This window comes from Comamonas composti DSM 21721, assembly GCF_000429845.1.
Classification (GTDB): domain Bacteria; phylum Pseudomonadota; class Gammaproteobacteria; order Burkholderiales; family Burkholderiaceae_C; genus Comamonas; species Comamonas composti.
The window spans coordinates 210,521-229,148 of the sequence record NZ_AUCQ01000012.1; the positions used below are offsets into that span (position 1 = coordinate 210,521).

Sequence of the window (18,628 nt, forward strand, 5' to 3'; positions counted from 1 at the left end):
GAGCGCCCCATATGCTGACTCTGTACATAGGCAACAAGAACTACTCTTCCTGGTCCATGCGGCCCTGGGTGCTCATGCGCCAGGCCGGCATCACCTTCGAGGAAGTCATGCTGCGCTTTGACGGCTTCGACGCCCAGTCGGCCTTCAAGCAGCGCGCCCTGGCGCTATCGCCTGCGGGCAATGTGCCCGTGCTGGTCAGCGGCGAGCTCTCTGTCTGGGACAGCCTCGCGATCTGCGAATACCTGGCCGAGCTGTTCCCCGAAAAGCATTTATGGCCCGCCAAGGCCGCCAGTCGGGCCCGCGCACGCAGTCTCTGCAGCCAGATGCACAGCGGCTTTTCCGCGCTGCGCTCGCTATGCCCCATGAACATCGAAGCCCAGCTGCCCGAAGTCGGCGCACGCCTGTGGAACGAGCATGCGGCGCTGCGCGAAAACCTGTCCCAGCTGTCCCAGCTGTGGCAGCCACTGCTGGCCCAGGCCGAAGGGCCGATGCTGTTCGGCCAGTTCAGCATTGCCGATGCCTTCTTCGCTCCGGTATGCATGCGCCTGCTCACCTACGGGCTGCCGCTGACCGCCGACATGGATGCCTATGTGCGCCGCGTGCGCGCCCTGCCCGCCGTGCAGGAATGGGTGCAGGCGGCCCTGGCCGAGAAGGATTTCAGGGCGTTTGAAGAGCCGTACAGGACCACCCCCTGAGGCGCTTTGCGCCGTCCTTCTGGAAGGGGGACGACAGCCTCGCGGCGAGGCGGCTCTTGCTCGCCGTCCCTGGCGTGGGGCCGCGCCGGTTTCAAGCGCCTTGTGTCAAACGCGAAATAGCGAAGCGCTTTTTAGCGAGCAGCGGACGTTTGAATCTCCTCCACAGCGCCAGGCAAAATCATGGCTACCATCTGCGCATGAGCGAATTTCAGGTGTACATGGTGGGAGGTGCGGTGCGCGACCGGCTGCTGGGGCGGCCCATGCATGACCGCGACTGGGTCGTGGTCGGTGCCACGCCCGCGCAGATGACAGGCCAGGGCTTTGTGCCCGTGGGCCGCGACTTTCCGGTGTTTCTCCACCCCAAAACTCATGAGGAATACGCGCTGGCGCGCACCGAGCGCAAGAGCGGCATCGGCTATCACGGCTTCACCGTGCTGGCCTCGCCCGATGTGACCTTGGAGGAAGACCTGGCACGCCGCGATCTGACCATCAACGCGATCGCTGCTCCCGCTGACTGGACGGGCGATAGCGCCGTTTTCGACCCCTACAACGGCCAGCGCGATCTGCAACACCGCGTGCTGCGCCATGTGACGCTGGCGTTTCGCGAAGACCCGGTGCGCATTCTGCGTGTCGCGCGTTTTGCGGCACGCTTCCACGATTTTTCCGTGGCGCCCGAGACTCTGGCGCTCATGCACGAGATGGTGGCCGAGGGCGAGGCCGACGCCCTGGTGGCCGAGCGTGTCTGGCAGGAGATGGCGCGCGGTCTCATGGAAGACAAGCCCTCGCGCATGTTCGAGGTGCTGCGCGCCTGCCAGGCCCTGGCCGTGCTGCTGCCCGAGATCGACGCGCTCTGGCAGTCACCCCAGGCCGGCGAGCATCTGCTGCACATGCTGGATCTGGCCGCGCAACTGGATGCGCCGCTGCCCGTGCGCTTTGCCTGCCTGTGCCTGCAGCTCGATCCCGCCCTTGTGTCAACCGTTTGCGCGCGCTGGCGCGTGCCCAATGACTGCCGGGAGCTGGCCGAGCTTGTGGTGCGCGAGCGGAATGCCATCCACGCCAGCACCGCGCTGGATGCCGCAGGCCTGCTGAGCCTGCTGGAGCGCTGCGATGCGCTGCGCAAGCCCCAGCGTTTCGAGCAGGCCCTTGCGGTCTGCGAATGCGATGCGCGCAGCCACACACAGCCGCAGCCTGCCCCTTATGCCCAGCGCGAGCGCCTGAGCGGGATTCTGCAAACAGCGCTGGCCGTGGCCACGGCCCCCATTGCCCAGGATGCGGCGCGGCGCGGCCTGCAGGGCCGCGCCGTTGGCGAGGCCATCGCCCAGGCGCGCGAGCAGGCGATTGCGGCCTGCCTATCCGGCCGCGGCTGAGAGCCGGTCTACGGAGCGAGCTGCACCGAGGTCTTGAGGGCCTGCGCCTCGGCCGCACAGCTCTCGGCAGCCGGCACCCAGCCCTTTTGCCTCGCCTGCGCAATCTCCTGCCTGGCAGCCGCCAGCTGCGCCTGGAAGACGGCGTTGCCATGCAAGCGTGCCACGGCGGCCGAGCCCACGAGCCGACCTGCCTCGATATCGCTGAGCCAGTGCACGCCGCAGACGCCACGGCTCTGGGCAAAGGCGCGGCCGCGCTGCAGCAGAGCGTCGCCGCGCTCGGGCGCGGCCTCGGTGAGCACCAGGGCCCAGGCCCAGCCTATGGCCGAATGGCCCGAAGGGTAGGAGCCGTCCTTGGACAGCGCGGCCTCGTCCTCGGGCGTGCAGGTGGCCTGCTTGAACGCCACAAAGGGCCGGATGCGCTGGTATTTGTCCTTGGCCTTGTAGGTGGCCAGCCCCGCATCGCCGAGCGTGCGACGCAGCAGCATGTTCAGATGCGGCGTGTTCTTCTGCGACACCTCCACACCCAGGGCGCAGGAAAACGCGCTCGCGGCCTGCGGGAACTTCAGCTGGGCATCCTTGTAGGCCTGCACGCCGCGCTCACCCCCGCGCAGCGCGGTCAGGGTGCGAAAAGCCTGTTCGTCGGCAGCCAGTGCGGCCGAGCCCTGGGCCGGCGGCGGCGGCAGCAGCGCCAGGCTGTCAGGCAGTTCGCTGCGCTCCAGATAGCCGCGCAGATAGCCGGAGCCCGGCCTCAGCTCGCCGACCTGCTCGGCCGAAGTCGGAGGCTGCGAAGCCGGTGCGACGGTGGTGCAGGCCGAGGCCAGCAGCGCCGCAGCAAGGGTCAGCGGCAAAAGCGGTGTGTTCATGGTTTGTCTCCGTTGGAATAGGCTTGCCAGCGCAAGCCAGCAGAGACTGATGGCTGCCATGGCCGCGCACAATCAAACACGGGACAGCCCGGACATTTGTCCACCATCGCGTTCCTGGTCCTGCCGGTCGCGGCTGCCGCGCCACGGGCCTCAGAGCGTGAACACGCTCTCAGAACGTGTTTACGATCTCACAGCACCGACTTCACCCAGCGCACGATCTCGCCCGCAGGCATGGCGCCCGAGATGCGCGCCAGCTCGCGCCCTTGCTTGAACACCACCATGGTGGGAATGCTGCGAATGCCATGGGGCGCGGCCGCCGCGCCATGGGCCTCGGTGTCCAGCTTGACGAGCTGCACGCCGGGTGCGAGCTCGCGCGCCGCCTGCGCGAACGCTGGCGCCATCATGCGGCAGGGTCCGCACCAGGGCGCCCAGAAATCCACCACCACCGGGATCTGGCTGCGCTGAACATGGCGGGCAAAGCTTGGGCCATCGAGCTCCACGGGCTCAGCCGTGATCAGCGGCTGATGGCAACTGCCGCAATCGGGCGCGCTGCCCAGTTGGTCTCCGGCGATGCGGTTGGTGGTGTGGCAATGGGGGCAGACGAGGTGCAGCTTGTCGGTGGTCATAGCGTGGCCGTGTATTGGGATACGGGATACGGGATACGGGATACGGGATACGCGCACAGATGCGGGCATGGCGCGCGGCTTCAAGCTCGGAGCAGCTTGGCGACCAGGGCCGCGATCAGGCTCAGCACCACGGTGCTGGCCAGGGGCAGGAAAATCTCGCGCCCAAAAACTTTGAAGCGCAGGTCTCCGGGCAGCCGCCCCAGGCCTATGCGCTCCAGCCAGGCATGCAGGCCGTTGATCAGCAGCAAGGCCAGAAAAATGACGATCAGCCAGCGAATCATGCAACAGGCCTACAGGCGGTGGCTGCGGTCACCGTTGGAAAATCCCAGCGCCGCCCAGGGCTCGACCCCCCTGGACAGGCCTATGACCTTGAACAGCTCGCCCATCTCATGCTCCATCATGAGCTTGGCAGCCATGGAGCGCTGCTGCAGCTTGAGCGCATCGAGCTTGGCCGCCAGCCCGCAGTTGATGAGGAAGTGCGCCTGGCTGGTATAGCCGAGCACCTCGAAGCCCGCATCCTGCGCGGCCACGGCCGTGCCCGTGAAGTTCACATGGGCCGTGATGTCCTTGAGGCCCAGATCCGCCAGCGGATCGCTGTCCACCTGGTGCAGCCGGTGGCAGACCAGGGTGCCCATGTGACGCTGGGGGTGGTAGTACTCGCTCTCGCCAAAGCCGTAGTCGATGAAGAAGGCCGCGCCGCGCGTGAGCGTCTCGCCCAGCGTGCGGATGAAAGCCTCGCCCTGGGCATGGATTTCGGTCAGATAGTCGTGCCCGCCCTCGATCTCCATGGGCGGGCGCGCCTCGGTCGGGCGATCCTCCCAGGCCAGGGCGCCATCCGGCGCCAGCACCACGCCGCGCTCGTGCCAGATGCCGGATGTGCGCTGCAGCAATTGCACGGGCATGGCGTCCAGCACCTCGTTGCCCACGAGCACGGCCTCCAGGCTGCTGGGCAAGGCATCGGCCCAGTGCAGCAGGTGTTCGTATGGGGTGAGCCTGAGCTTTTGCCGTGCGCGCAGCGTGCCCGAGACATCGACGATGGTGTAGCGCTCGGGCAGGGCGCCGAGCGCCGCGAGCTCGTCGAGGATTTGCAGGGCCAGGGCGCCCGTGCCCGCGCCGAACTCCCAGATCTCGCGCGTGGCGGTCTTGTCCAGGGCCTCGGCCACCTGGGCCGCGAGCAGCTGGCCGAACACGGGCGAGATCTCGGGCGCGGTCACGAAATCGCTGCCCGTCGCGGGCATGGCGCCGAACTTGGCCGTCTCATTCGCGTAATAGCCAAGGCCGGGCTCGTAGAGCGCCAACGCCATGAAGCGGTCGAATCCCAGCCAGCCGCCGGCCAGGGCAATCTCTTGCGCCACACGGGTTTGCAGGGCGCTGGTTAAACTTGAGGGCTTATTCGTCACAATCCGCCCATTGTCCTTCAATGTCCAATCCCGCCCTTCAACGCACTGTTTTGGTGACCGGCGCCGCCCGGCGCCTGGGCCGTGATATCGCGCAGGCCCTGGCCCGCGCGGGCTGGCGGGTGGCCGTGCATTACCGGGACTCGGAGCAGGACGCTCTCGAAACAGTAGCTGCTTGCACTGATCTATCGGGCGATAGCGATAGCTTTCAGGCTGATTTCAATGATGAGCAAGCGGTACGCGCTCTCATTTCAAGAGTGGTCCAGCGCTTTGGCCGGCTCGACGCCGTGGTCAACAACGCCTCCTTGTTCGAGCACGACGACGCGGCCAGCTTTGGCTACCAGGCCATGCAGGCCCATCTGCTCAGCAATACCGGCGCGCCCATCGTGCTGGCCCAGGGCCTGCAGGAGCACATGCGCGCGCGCATCGAGGCCGGCGAGCCCGATGCCCGGGGCGCCGTGGTCAACCTGCTGGACCAGAAGCTCTGGAACCAGAATCCCGACTTTCTGAGCTACACCCTGTCCAAGGCCGCGCTGGAAGCCGCGGGCACCATGCTGGCCCTGGCCCTGGCGCCGCTGGTGCGCGTGGTCGGCGTGGCCCCGGGCCTGACCCTGACCAGTCACTTGCTGAGCCAGGAGCGCTTCGAGGCCCTGCACCGGCTGAGCCCGCTGGGGCGCTCGTCGAGTGCGGCCGATGTGGCCTCTGCAGTGTGCTTTGCGCTGGACAACCAGTCCATGACGGGCACCACGCTGCTGGTCGATGGCGGCCAGCACCTGCAACGCTTTGAACGCGATTTTTCCCTGATGTAAGCACCCCGGTGCTCCAATCCTTCCCTGCCATGAACTCCGCCACCGGACAACAGATTCTGACGCTCACAGGTTTGCGCTTCGACGCCAACCTGGGCATTCTTGCCCACGAAAAACAGACCCCCCAGCCGATACAGGTCGATGCCGAGCTGCACCTCGGCCCCCAGCCCCTGGCGCCGCGCGACGACGACATCCTCCATGTGCTGGACTACCGCAAGGTGCGCCAGATCATCATCGACGAATGCCGCGCCGAGCATGTGAACCTGCTGGAGAGCCTGATCGGCAAGCTGGCCCAGCGCCTGATGCAACTGCCCGGCGTGCTGGGCGTGCGCGTGAAAATCGCGAAGCTGGAAATCTTTGACGACTGCGAAGTCGCCATCCGCATCGAAACCGGACAATGGTGAGCCCCATGAATGCAGTAGTGACCGACAACCCCTGGATGGCCGAGGACGCCATCGCCGAGCCCTGCACCGAGACTGCGGCCGAAGCCAGGCCCGGCAAGATCAGGATCGAGCGCGAGCAGCACAAGCTCGAAAAACGCCTGTGCCGCGAAGTGGGCAAGGCTATTCTCGACTTCAACATGATTGAAGAGGGCGACAAGATCATGGTCTGCATGTCCGGCGGCAAGGACAGCTACACCCTGCTGGACATTCTGCGCAAGCTGCAAAAGCGCGCGCCCGTGAAGTTCAGCCTGGTGGCCGTGAACCTGGACCAGAAGCAGCCCGGCTTTCCCGACCACATCCTGCCCGAGTACTTCAAGAGCATCGGTGTGGACTACCACATCGAAACCCAGGACACCTACAGCGTGGTCAAGCGCGTGGTGCCCGAGGGCAAGACCACCTGCGGCCTGTGCTCGCGCCTGCGCCGCGCGATTCTCTACAAGGTGGCCGACGAGCTGGGCTGCACCAAGCTGGCCCTGGGCCACCACCGCGACGACATCGTGCAGACCATGATGCTCAATATGTTCTACGGCGGCCGCATGAAGGGCATGCCGCCCAAGCTGGTCAGCGACGACGGCAAGCATGTGGTGATCCGCCCCCTGTGCTATGTGCCCGAAAAGGACACCATACGCTGGGCCCAGTATCAGAACTTTCCCATCATTCCCTGCAACCTCTGCGGCAGCCAGGACGGCCTGCAGCGCGTCGCCGTGGGCGAGATGCTGCGCGAGTGGGAGAAGAAATTCCCGGGCCGCATCGAGAGCATGTTCCGCGCCATGGGCAACATCGTGACCACGCACATGATGGACCCCCAGTTGCACGACTTCAAGAACGCCAAGGCCACGGGCATTGCCGACCCCGACGGCGACACGGCCTTCGATCACGAAGAGCTGCCCATGGCGCCCGGCCTCCCCGGGCTTTCCGGCCTGCAGGTGGTCCAGCTCTCGTCCTGAGATCGTGAACACGCTCTGAGGCCTGCGGGCCGCGCCATGGATAATCGTGAATCTGGCTTTACCTGGCCGTGCCTGAACTAATGGCCGGCCAGCCTCTCCAACCAAGGCCTGTTTGCGCAGGCCTTTTTTCATACGAGGAGAACACCATGAAACTGCGCGCTTTCTATGCCATGGCGCTCATGGCCGCAGCCCTGCTTTCGGGCTGCGCCAGCGTGCGCGAAGTGCAAAGCACGGTGCAAAGCTATTCCACACTGGAGGCCCTTCCATCCCCGCCCACCTACAGGCTGGAGCTGCTGCCCTCGCAGCGCGAGGTGCCCACGCAGTTTGCCACCGTGGAAAGCCAGGCCCAGCAGGCCCTGGCCCGCGTGGGCCTCACGCGTGACGACAGCCACGCCGGCCTTGTGGTGCAGATCGGTGCCGAGGCGCGCTATGCGCGCGACTACGCCTCCTGGCCCTATTACGACCCCTGGGGCCCGCGCTGGGGCTGGGGCATGGGCTTTGGCCGCGGTGGCTGGGGCATGGGCTTTGGCGGCAACTTCATGTTCGACGGCCCGCCGCTCGAGTATTACCGGGCGGTCAGCATCGTGATGCGCAATGCCAGGACCCAGCAAATCGTCTACGAGACCTCGGCCCGCCGCCAGGATATCTGGACCGACGACCCGGCCATCTTCGGCATTCTGTTCGACGCCGCGCTCACCGGCTTTCCCAAGCCGCCCCAGGGCGCGCGCGTGGTGCGCACCACGCTGGAGAAAGCCCAGCCTGCAGCGGCTGGCGCAAATGCACCCGCCGCCGCCCCTGCCGCAGCGCCCCAGCCCACCACAGGTGCGGTCACACCCAGCAGGTAAGCTCGCACCTCCATCCCGGGCCTGCAATGCAGGCCTTTTTCATGCCCTCCCAACTGGCCCATGCGTGCGCCGGCCTTTGCCCTGCCCCCGATCTGCCGGCCTTGACGAGCGGCTCGCTGATGGAAGCCGGGGCCGACCCGCACCTGGTGTTCAAACGCGACCGCGGGCACCAAGAGACCACGGCCTCTCTGGGCTGTTGCAGCGAGCCACCGGCCCCATCTCACAAGACCATCAGGGTCATTCCTGTTGTGTGATACCGTTTGTAACTTCGCTCCCTCAGGCATCGAGCCGGAGGCTTGTTGAATCGACCATGGCCCGGGACCACAGCCGGGCAAGTTGCCAACCGCAGTCATGGCCCTGGCCATGGCGAGGATTGGCAAACCCGCAGGGCAAAGATCTCCGGAGGCTGGTTCAACACCCCCGGCTTCAGGACCCCAAGCTCACAGGAAAGGACATACCCATGAAAACCACATTGGCCACAGCCTTGCTGACCACCATGCTGGCAGCCGCCGCTCTGCCTGCTCAGGCCGCAGGCTGGGGTGACAAACTGCGCGACAGCGCCTCCAAGCTGGGCAATGACTCCGGCAGCGCCACCAGCGAAAGCAGCAATGCAGACCTGGGAAGCCTGTTGGGCGGCGGCGGGGCCGGTGCAGCAGGCCTGGCCGGCCTGACAGGCATGGCCGGATCAGGCACGGCCAGCAATGCAGCTGGCGTCATCACCTACTGCATGCAGAACAACTACCTGAACGCCAACAAGGCAGAACAGGTCAAGGACCAGCTGCTGGGCAAGCTCGGCCTGCCCCAGAAGGAGGAGCCCAAGGACCAGGGCTACAAGGACGGCCTGATGGGCGTGATCAAGGGCGACGGCGGCAAGAGCTTCAATATGGACAAGATCAAGGGCGATCTGAAAGAGAAAGCCTGCGACATGGTGCTGGACAACGCCAAGTCCTTTCTGTGATCGACCAGGACGGCACAGCCACTTCTTTACAAGAAATTTTCTGAGCCCGGGTAACGCCCCAGCACCAGCGAGGCGTTCACCCCGCCAAAGCCAAAGCCGTTGAGCAAGGCGTGCTGCATGGCCACGGGCCGGGCCGCACCGCGCACCAGGTCCAGCCCCTCAGCCAGCACATCGGGCTGCTCCAGGTTCAGCACCGGCGGCACCCTCTGATCGCGCAGGGCCAGCACGGTGAAGATGCTGGCCACGCCACCGGCCGCGCCCAGCAAATGGCCCAGGGCCGATTTGGTGGCAGTGATAGCGGGGCCTGCCCCTTTGGCAGTGGCCTCGCCAAACACGGCACGTATGGCGGCCAGCTCGCCCCGGTCCCCCACCGGGGTGGAGGTCGCATGGGCGTTCAGATGCTGAATCTGGCCCGGCTGCAACTGCGCCTGGGCCAGGGCGATTTCCATGGCACGGCGTGCGCCGTTGCCGTCTTCCGGGCCGGAGGTGATGTGGTAGGCATCGGCACTGGTGCCATAGCCCAGCACCTCGGCCAGCGGCGTGGCGCCGCGCGCCAACGCATGCTCCAGCGATTCGAGCACCAGCATGCCGGCGCCCTCGCCCATGACAAAGCCGTCACGCGCCGCATCAAAGGGGCGCGAGGCCTGGCTAGGGTTGTCATTGAAGCCGCTGGACAAGGCCTTGGCCGCCGCAAAGCCGCCCAGGCTGACGCGGTCTATGCAGGCCTCGCTGCCGCCGCACAAGGCCACATCGGCCTCACCGGCGCGGATCAAGCGGGCCGCATCGCCCACGGCCTGGATGCTGGCGGCGCAGGCCGTGACCGGCGCACCAATCGGGCCCTTGAGCCCGTGGCGTATGGAGACATGGCCAGCAGCCAGATTGACCAGAAAAGCCGGCACGGTAAAGGGCGACAGCCGCGAAGGCCCGCGCGTATCCGTGGTGCGCACCGCCTCGGCAATGGCGCCAAAGCCGCCCACACCCGAGGCAATCACCGTGGCCGTGCGCTCCTGCTGCTGCGCCGTCTGCGGCTGCCAGCCGGCATGGCTCAGGGCCTGGCCGGCTGCGCCCAGGGCCATGGCGCTAAAGCGGTCCATGCGCCGCTGCTCCTTGGGTGAGACCACGGCATCGGCGTTCCAGCCACCTTCGGCATCTTCGTCCAGCCCCGGCACGCGGCCCGCAATGCGGGTGTCCAGGCCTTCGCAGACGGCGGGGGCCAGCGCACGTATGCCGGACTGGCCGGCCAACAAACGCTGCCAGGCCAGCTCTACCGAGCAACCCAGCGGCGAGACCAGGCCCAGGCCGGTGATGACCACGCGGCGGCTCATGGACGGCCTCCGGCCAGTGCAGCAAGAGGGAAAGGAAATGGCTTTATCGGCTTCATGGAGGGTCACCGGCAGCACCGGCATTTATGATGACGAACATCATCATAATTTGTTTTGATGATGCGCATCATCTAAAAACATGAAAGTCTCCAAGGCCCAAGCGGCCGAAAACCGTGCTGGCATCGTGGATGCCGCCGCCCGCCTCTACCGCGAACATGGCCTGGCCGGCGTGGGCGTGGCCGACATCACCCGCGACGCCGGCCTGACCCATGGCGGCCTGTACCGCCATTTCGAATCCAAGGACGCACTGGCGCGCGAAGCCTGTTTGCGCGCCTTTGACTGGACCATCACGCCCCTGGCCGCGCTGGATGGCCAGCATGGCGATGCCGATCCGCAGGCCAGGCTGCAGGCGCTGGTGCACGGCTATCTGTCCAGCAGCCACCGCGACCACCCCGGCGAAGGCTGCCCCGCCGCCGCACTGGCCGTGGATGCGGCCCGGGCCGGGCCGGAAATGTCGGAGGTGTTTGCCCAGGGCGTGGAAGGCAATATCCAGCGCTTTGCCCGCGCCCTGATTCCCGCAGGCGAAGGTGTGCAACGCCCGCTGACACCCGAGGAACGCGCCACCACCATCACCACCCTGGCCAGCATGGTCGGCGCCCTGGTGCTGGCCCGTGCCACGGCCGCTGGCAACCCCGCGCTGTCCGAGGAAATTCTGGCCACGCTGCGGGCGCAGTTGGCGCCAGATCCGGGGCCAACCTGAGCGCAGGCCTGCACGCTCAATACACAAGCCCCAAGCTCATCGCGACCTGCCATGGCAGAGACGGTTTCCATGGTCAGGGTCATTGCGGCTTGGGCCACACTAAAGCCTTTTGACACTGCCCCGCAAACATGCAAGTCACCCGAATCATTGCCATACGTCACGGAGAAACCGCCTGGAATGTGGATGCCCGCATCCAGGGCCATCTGGATATTCCGCTCAACGACAAAGGCTTGTGGCAAGCGGCACGCACCGGCAAGGCCTTGGCACATGAGCCAGTGACGACGATCTACAGCAGCGACCTGCTGCGTGCCCATGCCACGGCGCAGGCCGTGGCGCTTTCCACTGGCGCGCCATTGGTTGCCGATGCAGGTCTGCGCGAGCGCTGCTTTGGCAGCTTTGAAGGCCAGACCTTCAAGGAAATAGAGGCCAGCCATCCTGAGGACGCCATGCGCTGGCGCCAGCGTGACCCGCAGTTCGTGCCTGCAGGCGGCGGCGAGTCGCTGCTCATGCTGCGCGAGCGCATAGAAGGCGTGGTCGGGCGCCTGGCCAGCCGCCATGCAGATCAGCAAATCGTGCTCGTGGCCCACGGCGGCGTCATGGACATGCTTTATCGCCTGGCCACACACCAGGACCTGCAGGCACCGCGCAGCTGGGAGCTGGGCAATGCCAGCATCAACCGGCTGCTGTGGACTCCCGAGGGTCTGAGTCTGGTCGGCTGGGGCGACGCGCAGCATCTGGACTCTGGTGTGCGCGACGAAGCCTGGGCCTGAGAGCGTGTTCCATGCACGGCGCCATGGGTGAGCAAGATCGCCTACCCACCCGTGCCAACCCTAGGCGCGCAAGTGCACGGGCCCGCCACAATCCCGGCTCATGCTCTCCGCCAGCCAAGTCATTGTTTTCGCGAGCCCGGTCTTCTTGTTGCTGATCGTGCTCGAATGGGCTGTCAGCGTCCGGCGCGGGCGCCGGGCCTACCGCCTGGCCGATGCCATCAGCTCGATCAGCCTGGGCATGCTGAGCCAGACCAGCGCCGTGTTCACCAAGCTGCTGAGCCTGGGCCTGTACACGGCCGCCTTCAGCCATCTGGCGCTCTGGAAGAACCAGGCTTTCTGGACCAGTGCGCCAGGCTGGCTGCTGGCCTTGCTGTTCTACGATTTCTGCTACTACTGGCTGCACCGCATGGGCCATGAGGTCGGCGTGCTCTGGGCCGCTCATGCGGTACACCATCAAAGCCAGGACTACAACCTGTCCACGGCCTTGCGCCAGACCAGTTCGGGCGTGCTTCTGGGCTGGATCTTTTATCTGCCCATGGCCCTGGCCGGTGTACCGCCCCTGGTGTTTGCCGTGGTCGCACTCATCGATCTGCTCTACCAGTTCTGGGTGCATACCGAGCAGGTCGGGCGGCTGGGCTGGTTCGACCGCTGGTTTTGCGCCCCCAGCAACCACCGCGTGCACCATGCGGTCAACGAGCCCTATCTGGACAAGAACTACGGCGGCATTCTCATCATCTGGGATCGTCTTTTCGGCACGTTCAAGCCCGAGGATGAAAGCGAGCCCTGCGTCTACGGCACGCGCGGCCTGCTGCAAAGCTGGGATCCGCTCTGGGCCAATGCAGCGGTCTACCGGCAACTGGCCCATGACAGCTGGCATGCGAAAAACCTTGGCGACAAGATCCGCGTCTGGCTCAAGCCCCCTGGCTGGCGGCCCGAGGATGTGGCAGCGCGCTTTCCCCGGCCGGCCTTCGATCTGGACGCGCACCGCACGCTTTACGAGCCGCCCATGTCGCGCGGGCTGCGCTGGTTTGCCGTGATCCAGTTTCTCGCGCTCATGGGTGGCGTCGCGGCCTTTCTGTGGCAGGCCGACCAGGCCGGCCTTGCCGCCAATGCCTTGTGGTTTGGCGTGCTGCTCGCCAGCCAGTGGGCGCTGGGCGCCATCATGCAGGGACGCATCAACCTCTGGCTGGGGCTGGCGCTGCAGGCCGCTGCCCTGGCCACGGCCACCAGCGCCCTGGGCCTTGTGCATTGGCACTGGCTGTTCAAGCCCCTGACCATGGTGCTGGCGCTGGTCGCACTCGCCACACATTGGCGCGACAGCGCCGCCCTGGCGGCCATGGGACGGCCTTCACAGGCCGCCTGGCTGCTGGGCGCAGCACTTGCACTCTCTCTGGCCGGTGATGTGTTTCTCATGCTGCCCGGGCTGTTCATTCCTGGGCTGACGAGCTTTTTGCTCGCGCATCTGGCCTATACGGCCTTGCTGCGCCAGGACGCGCCCTGGCTGGCCCACAGGCCTTCGCTGCGGCTCGTGCTGCTGCTTGCTGTCGCCATGTATGTGTTTCTGTGGCTGGCAGGCCTGCCAGCGGCCCTGCGCCTGCCGGTCGCAGCCTATGTGCTGGTGATTGCTCTCATGGCGGCCCAGGCTGTGGGGCGCGCTACCCATCTTGCGGGCACGGGTGGCAGCGCTGCGGCGACCCAGGTTGCCGTCGGCGCCTGCCTGTTCGTGCTCAGCGACTCGCTGCTCGCAACCAACCGCTTCGTCCAGCCCTTTGACGGCGCCCAGATATGCGTGCTGTCCACCTACTACGCTGCACAGTTGCTCATGCTCCATGGCTGGCTGCGAGAAAGCCAGAAAAAGCAGGCGCACAATCGGGGAAACCCGAGAAAATGCGAGCACATGCTTGACCTCAAGTAAGTGAATGCTTATAATGCCCGGATCGCAATTACCGGAGTTCTTCCTGTGGACAGTGCCAGTTCAACCAGTGATAAACAGTGCGCCGCAATGGCTGCCCTGCTGGCTGACTAAGCAACGCCCAAGAAGACGGGGCTGCTGGTCACCTTCCAGCAAGACTCCCATCCACCGCCGCGATTTCCCTTGTGTGCCGCACCAGCCGCTCCATGATTGAGCCGCTCATGTGCATGTTCATGCGCCCTGGCGCTTGAGCACTCCCGGTCTCGATGCCGGGTCACACCTTTTGTTTTTCACTGTTGTCTGCGCGATGCATGAATGCATTGCAGCAGCTTGCTTGACGGCTTGCGCCATGGGCAGATCTTCTGGTTCGCCAAGGAGAGTGCCATGACCCAGCCCCCAATCCGTTCCGTCGTGCAAGGCCAGCCCCATCGGGCTGCCGCGTCCCGCACCGGCCGTATGGCTGAGCGTGCGGGTACAGCGTCCGGGTCTCATACGCCCACGCCGCTGGAAAACGCAATGGCTCTGGATCTTCAGACCCACTGGCCTACGCACCGCATCCGCAGCTTTCTGCGCATGCAGGCGCGCTAAAGCCTGGCTTTGGCCCGCCGCCCTCGTCTTTGCAAGAAAGGAGTTCCCATGGACCCCGACCCTCATCGATCTTGCCTTGATCGCCCCCGGCCGCTGACGCCAGCGGCCTTGCCCCGTGCCCACGATGGCACGGCATTTTTGAATTCCCAGGCCTTCGCCGGGAGGCTTGCGCTCATGCTTTGAGCTCCGGGCTTTCCTCGGTCGGCCCACAAGAGGAGAGCCCTATGCAACACACCAAGCTGGTGCACGGCACGCATGCCGTCACCGCCCATCATCATCCAGCCGGCCGTTCGAGCCGCATGAATACGCTGGAGCTGGCCCTGCAGGACGCCATCGTCCAGCGCCGCGTGGACCAGCTCTGCGCGCTCTACGAACTCCATGGCGCAAGGATTTTTGCCCATGCCCTGCAGGCGCTGAGCGCACGCCAGCAGGCCGATGTCCTGTCCCTGCTGTCGCCCCAGGACCGCGCCCATGTCTACAGCCACCTGAACACCCAGGCACGCCGCAGCTGGCTGGCCCATGCGGCCGCGCCCGGGCAGGCGCCTCTGGGCCGGCGCCTCATGGAGACATGCCAACGTAACTGGAGCTGGCTATGCTCCAGTCTTCAACACGGCCGCGCCTGACGGCCGGGGAGAGATAGCATGCGTCAGTTCAAGCACTGGTTTGCGGCCTTTTTGCGCAGCCGCCGTTCGCTCAGCCTTTTCCGCCGCAGCGCCCTGCCTTCGGGCCCGGGCAGCAGCCGATCGATCTCGCCCGCGCTCACGCGCGATTTGCTGCGCGCCTCGCGCGACGATGTGGATGCCGTGCTGCTGCGCAAGGGGTCGAGCGATAACGGCCTGAGCCCTGAGCAGGCCCTGCAGGCCCTGGAGAAATTCGGCCCCAACGAGGTCGAGCACGAGAAGCCGCTGCCCGCCTGGCTGCATCTCTGGTATTGCTACAAGAACCCGTTCAATCTGCTGCTGACCCTGCTGGCCGCAGTCTCCCTGGCCACCGACGACATGCAGGGCGCCGTGGTCATAGCCACCATGGTGCTGGTCTCCACACTGCTGCGCTTCGTGCAGGAGGGCCGCTCCAACCAGGCAGCCGCCCGGCTCAAGGCCATGGTCAGCAACGAGGCCACGGTGCTGCGCAAAAGCGATCATCCCCCGCAAGAAGACCGTTCCCACAGCGAGCAGCCTGCAGAGTTTGGACGGCAGGCCAGCCGCCATGAGCTGCCGATGCGGGAGGTCGTGCCCGGCGATTTGATCGCGCTCTCGGCCGGTGACATGATCCCGGCCGACTGCCGTGTGCTCAGCGCCAAGGACTTGTTCGTGAGCCAGGCCTCGATGACGGGCGAGTCCCTGCCCGTGGAAAAGCGCGCCGATGCCAGCGCCAGCAGCGGCGCAGGCGTGCTCGATGCCAGCAATCTGCTGTTCATGGGCACCAACGTGGTCTCGGGCTCGGCCCTGGCCCTGGTGCTGGCCACGGGCAACAGCACCTACTTCGGCACGATTGCCACGCGCGTCACGGATACCGAACGCGCGCCCACGGCTTTCGAGACCGGCGTCAACAGCGTGAGCTGGCTGCTGATCCGCTTTGCGGCGGTGATGGTGCCCATCGTGCTGTTCATCAACGGCTATACCAAGGGCGATTGGGGGCAGGCCTTCTTGTTCGCACTGTCCGTGGCCGTGGGCCTCACGCCCGAGATGCTGCCCATGATCGTGACCTCCACGCTGGCCAAGGGCGCGGTGCTGCTGTCGCGGCGCAAGGTCGTGGTCAAGCGCCTGGACGCGATACAGAACTTCGGTGCCATGGACGTGCTGTGCACGGACAAGACCGGCACGCTGACACGCGACAAGATCGTGCTCGAGCGCCATACCGATGTTCTGGGCCAGGCCAACGACGAGGTGCTGCAGCTCGCCTATCTCAACAGCTACTACCAGACCGGCCTCAAAAACCTGCTGGACCACGCGGTGCTGGAGCACATGGACCTGCAGCACTCGCTGCGCCTGGCCGACGACTACCGCAAGGTGGACGAGATTCCGTTCGACTTCGAGCGCCGCCGCATGTCGGTGGTCGTGGCCGAGCGCGAGCATCACCATGAGCTGATCTGCAAGGGCGCGGTCGAGGAAATCCTGCAGGTCTGCACCCATTTGCGCCATGACTCGCAAACCCTGGCGCTGGACGAGGAGCAGCTGGCCGCCGTGCGCCGCGTGACGCGCGAGCTCAACCAGCAAGGCCTGCGCGTGGTCGCCGTGGCCATGAAGGAGGTGCCGCCGCACAAGGCGGACTACAGCGTGGCCGACGAATCGGGCCTGACCCTGGTCGGCTACATGGCCTTTCTCGATCCGCCCAAGGAAAGCACGGCCGAGGCCCTGAGCGCCCTGGCCGCGCACGGCGTGGCCGTGAAGGTGCTGACCGGGGACAACGAGCTCGTCGCCGCCAAGGTCTGCCGCGATGTGGGGCTGGATGTGAAAAACGCCATCCTGGGCACGCACATCGAGCACATGGACGATGCCAAGCTGCGCGTGGTGGTCGAGCGCGGCCAGCTGTTCGCCAAGCTCACGCCGCTGCACAAGGAGCGCATCGTGCGCGCGCTGCGCGCCAACGGCCATGTCACGGGCTTTCTGGGCGACGGCATCAATGACGCGCCCGCACTGCGCGCCGCCGACATCGGCATCAGCGTGGACGGCGCCGTGGACATCGCCAAGGAGGCGGCCGACATCATCCTGCTCGAGAAAAGCCTGATGGTGCTCGAAGAAGGCGTGCTCGAGGGCCGGCGCACGTTCAGCAACATGCTGAAGTACATACGCATGACGGCCAGCTCCAACTTCGGCAACGTGTTCTCGGTGCTCGTGGCCTCGGCCTTCATCCCGTTTCTGCCCATGCTGCCGCTGCAGTTGCTGGTGCAAAACCTGCTGTACGACCTGTCCCAGATCGCGATTCCCTTCGACCGCGTGGACGACGAACTCGTGGCCAAGCCGCTGCGCTGGAACCCTGCCGACCTGGGCCGCTTCATGCTGTTCTTCGGCCCCATCAGCTCGCTGTTCGACATACTGACCTTCGCGCTCATGTGGTTTGTGTTCGCGGCCAATACGCCGGAGCAGCAGTCGCTGTTCCAGTCGGGCTGGTTCGTCGTGGGCCTGCTCACGCAGACGCTGATCGTGCACATGATCCGCACGCCCAAGATCCCGTTCCTGCAAAGCCGCCCCGCCTGGCCGCTTCTGGGCGCCACGGCGGCCATCATGGCCGTGGGCATCTGGCTGCCCATGGGGCCGCTGGCTGGGTATTTCGGCATGACGGCGCTGCCCGGCAGCTACTTTCCGTGGATGATTGCCATCTTGCTCGGCTACGCTGTACTCACCACGCTGCTCAAGCGCGTCTACATTGCGCGCTACGGCTGGTAGCAGCCCGGGACTGACGCCAATCCGGTTCGGGCAGGTGCTGCGCTTCAAAGCCCAGCACCTGCCCCACTTCTGTCCGCGCCAGACTCCAGCCCTTTATCAACGCCACCCCTGAAAGCTCTCCGCCATGCTCATGGCCCTGCAAAACTTCAACCCCGGCGCCATGCTGGACACCATCGTCAGCCTCACGGCGGCCTTTGTCTGCGGCGCACTCATAGGCCTGGAGCGCCAGGTGCGCCAGCGCACGGCCGGCCTGCGCACGAACACGCTGGTGGCCGTGGGCGCGGCCGTGTTCGTGGACCTGGCCGTGCGCCTGGCCGGGCCCGAGATGGCCACGCGCGTGGTCGCCTATGTGGTCTCGGGCGTGGGCTTTCTGGGCGCGGGCGCGATCATGAAGGAAGGCGCCAACATCACGGGCCTGAACACCGCGGCCACGCTCTGGGGCTCGGCCGCCGTGGGCGCCTGCGCAGGCGCCAGCATGATTGGCGAGGCCGGCATCGCCACGCTGTTCGTGATCGCCGCCAACACCTTGCTGCGCCCCGTGGTCAACCGCATCAACCGCCGCCCCGTGAACGACGAATCGGCCGAGGCCACCTACTACGTCTATGCGATCTGCCACCGCAGCGCGCAAGGCGATGTGCGCGAGCAGATGCTGGACATGCTCGAAGCCGCGAGCTACCCCGTGCGCGGCGTGGAAACCCATGCCTTCGGTCCCCAGGACACGGAGATCGAGGCCATGCTCTATGCGACCTCGGTGGATGCAGCCGAGCTCGACCGCGTGATCACCAGCATCGAGGCCGTGCCCGGCGTGCTGCAGGCATTCTGGAATGCGGGCACGGATGATTCTTGAGCCCCCTGAGGCGCTGCGCGCCTTCCCCCCGAGGGGGACGGACGCCTTCGCCGCGAGGCGGCTCTTGCTCGGCGTCCCTGAGCTGTGCCGCGCCGG

The 18,628-nt window shown here is 66.0% G+C and carries 20 protein-coding genes; 15 read left to right on the forward strand and 5 right to left on the reverse strand.

The annotated features are described in order from the left end of the window. The first annotated feature begins 11 nt into the window (after positions 1 to 11). Together G486_RS0108880 and G486_RS0108885 are read left to right on the forward strand one after the other, a co-directional pair. A complete protein-coding gene (locus tag G486_RS0108880; protein ID WP_027015226.1) occupies positions 12 to 695 on the forward strand; it encodes a glutathione S-transferase family protein in 684 nt (227 codons plus the stop codon). 197 nt (positions 696 to 892) lie between these two features. Continuing rightward, complete coding sequence (locus G486_RS0108885) at positions 893 to 2,062, forward strand: multifunctional CCA addition/repair protein (RefSeq protein WP_027015227.1); 1,170 nt, start codon at positions 893 to 895, stop codon at positions 2,060 to 2,062. Between the two features lie 8 nt (positions 2,063 to 2,070). Here the strand turns inward: G486_RS0108885 and G486_RS0108890 are convergent, their stop codons facing one another. The 4 genes from G486_RS0108890 to G486_RS0108905 all read right to left on the reverse strand — a co-directional run bounded on the left by G486_RS0108890 (position 2,071) and on the right by G486_RS0108905 (position 4,855). Continuing rightward, positions 2,071 to 2,925 carry an acid phosphatase gene (locus G486_RS0108890; RefSeq protein WP_034387018.1) on the reverse strand — a complete coding sequence of 285 codons (855 nt, stop codon included), beginning with the start codon at positions 2,923 to 2,925 and terminating at the stop codon, positions 2,071 to 2,073. A 188-nt stretch (positions 2,926 to 3,113) separates the two neighbouring features. Further along, complete coding sequence (gene trxC / locus G486_RS0108895; RefSeq protein ID WP_027015229.1) at positions 3,114 to 3,551, reverse strand: thioredoxin TrxC; 438 nt, start codon at positions 3,549 to 3,551, stop codon at positions 3,114 to 3,116. 80 nt (positions 3,552 to 3,631) lie between these two features. After that, positions 3,632 to 3,832, reverse strand: coding sequence for a DUF2905 domain-containing protein (locus G486_RS0108900; protein WP_027015230.1), 201 nt, complete (start codon positions 3,830 to 3,832; stop codon positions 3,632 to 3,634). A 9-nt stretch (positions 3,833 to 3,841) separates the two neighbouring features. Beyond that, positions 3,842 to 4,855, reverse strand: a complete 1,014-nt coding sequence (locus G486_RS0108905; protein ID WP_034387077.1) for a class I SAM-dependent methyltransferase — start codon at positions 4,853 to 4,855, stop codon at positions 3,842 to 3,844. 116 nt (positions 4,856 to 4,971) lie between these two features. Between G486_RS0108905 and G486_RS0108910 the strand changes: the two genes are divergently transcribed. The 6 genes from G486_RS0108910 to G486_RS0108935 all read left to right on the forward strand — a co-directional run bounded on the left by G486_RS0108910 (position 4,972) and on the right by G486_RS0108935 (position 8,947). Continuing rightward, positions 4,972 to 5,757, forward strand: coding sequence for an SDR family oxidoreductase (locus G486_RS0108910; RefSeq protein WP_027015232.1), 786 nt, complete (start codon positions 4,972 to 4,974; stop codon positions 5,755 to 5,757). Positions 5,758 to 5,786: 29 nt separating this feature from the next. Then, positions 5,787 to 6,158 (forward strand): dihydroneopterin aldolase, encoded by a 372-nt coding sequence (locus tag G486_RS0108915; protein ID WP_027015233.1) that lies wholly within the window; start codon positions 5,787 to 5,789, stop codon positions 6,156 to 6,158. Further along, positions 6,152 to 7,144, forward strand: coding sequence for a tRNA 2-thiocytidine(32) synthetase TtcA (ttcA, locus tag G486_RS0108920; RefSeq protein WP_027015234.1), 993 nt, complete (start codon positions 6,152 to 6,154; stop codon positions 7,142 to 7,144). The genes G486_RS0108915 and ttcA overlap by 7 nt, the downstream gene beginning before the upstream one ends. A gap of 146 nt (positions 7,145 to 7,290) precedes the next feature. Further along, positions 7,291 to 7,989 (forward strand): hypothetical protein, encoded by a 699-nt coding sequence (locus G486_RS0108925; protein ID WP_027015235.1) that lies wholly within the window; start codon positions 7,291 to 7,293, stop codon positions 7,987 to 7,989. Positions 7,990 to 8,030: 41 nt separating this feature from the next. Next, positions 8,031 to 8,243 carry a hypothetical protein gene (locus tag G486_RS0108930; RefSeq protein WP_156919964.1) on the forward strand — a complete coding sequence of 71 codons (213 nt, stop codon included), beginning with the start codon at positions 8,031 to 8,033 and terminating at the stop codon, positions 8,241 to 8,243. A gap of 206 nt (positions 8,244 to 8,449) precedes the next feature. Further along, entirely contained in the window at positions 8,450 to 8,947 is a 498-nt protein-coding gene (locus G486_RS0108935; RefSeq protein WP_027015237.1) for a DUF2501 domain-containing protein, read from the forward strand. Between the two features lie 26 nt (positions 8,948 to 8,973). Here G486_RS0108935 and fabF read toward each other — a convergent pair whose 3' ends face one another. Next, positions 8,974 to 10,272 (reverse strand): beta-ketoacyl-ACP synthase II, encoded by a 1,299-nt coding sequence (fabF, locus tag G486_RS0108940; RefSeq protein ID WP_027015238.1) that lies wholly within the window; start codon positions 10,270 to 10,272, stop codon positions 8,974 to 8,976. A gap of 136 nt (positions 10,273 to 10,408) precedes the next feature. Between fabF and G486_RS0108945 the strand changes: the two genes are divergently transcribed. The 7 genes from G486_RS0108945 to G486_RS0108975 all read left to right on the forward strand — a co-directional run bounded on the left by G486_RS0108945 (position 10,409) and on the right by G486_RS0108975 (position 18,532). Further along, positions 10,409 to 11,029 (forward strand): TetR/AcrR family transcriptional regulator, encoded by a 621-nt coding sequence (locus G486_RS0108945; protein ID WP_027015239.1) that lies wholly within the window; start codon positions 10,409 to 10,411, stop codon positions 11,027 to 11,029. A gap of 128 nt (positions 11,030 to 11,157) precedes the next feature. Then, the gene (locus tag G486_RS0108950) at positions 11,158 to 11,799 is read left to right on the forward strand and encodes a histidine phosphatase family protein (protein WP_027015240.1); all 642 of its coding nucleotides are present in this window, start codon (positions 11,158 to 11,160) and stop codon (positions 11,797 to 11,799) included. 100 nt (positions 11,800 to 11,899) lie between these two features. Continuing rightward, positions 11,900 to 13,714 (forward strand): lysoplasmalogenase family protein, encoded by a 1,815-nt coding sequence (locus G486_RS21880; RefSeq protein WP_051303331.1) that lies wholly within the window; start codon positions 11,900 to 11,902, stop codon positions 13,712 to 13,714. Positions 13,715 to 14,095: 381 nt separating this feature from the next. Beyond that, the gene (locus tag G486_RS0108960; RefSeq protein WP_027015241.1) at positions 14,096 to 14,299 is read left to right on the forward strand and encodes a hypothetical protein; all 204 of its coding nucleotides are present in this window, start codon (positions 14,096 to 14,098) and stop codon (positions 14,297 to 14,299) included. Between the two features lie 224 nt (positions 14,300 to 14,523). After that, the gene (locus G486_RS21885; protein ID WP_051303333.1) at positions 14,524 to 14,922 is read left to right on the forward strand and encodes a hypothetical protein; all 399 of its coding nucleotides are present in this window, start codon (positions 14,524 to 14,526) and stop codon (positions 14,920 to 14,922) included. Between the two features lie 18 nt (positions 14,923 to 14,940). Beyond that, positions 14,941 to 17,685, forward strand: a complete 2,745-nt coding sequence (gene mgtA, locus G486_RS0108970) for a magnesium-translocating P-type ATPase (RefSeq protein WP_027015242.1) — start codon at positions 14,941 to 14,943, stop codon at positions 17,683 to 17,685. A 124-nt stretch (positions 17,686 to 17,809) separates the two neighbouring features. Further along, entirely contained in the window at positions 17,810 to 18,532 is a 723-nt protein-coding gene (locus tag G486_RS0108975; protein ID WP_027015243.1) for an MgtC/SapB family protein, read from the forward strand. Positions 18,533 to 18,628 lie beyond the last annotated feature (96 nt).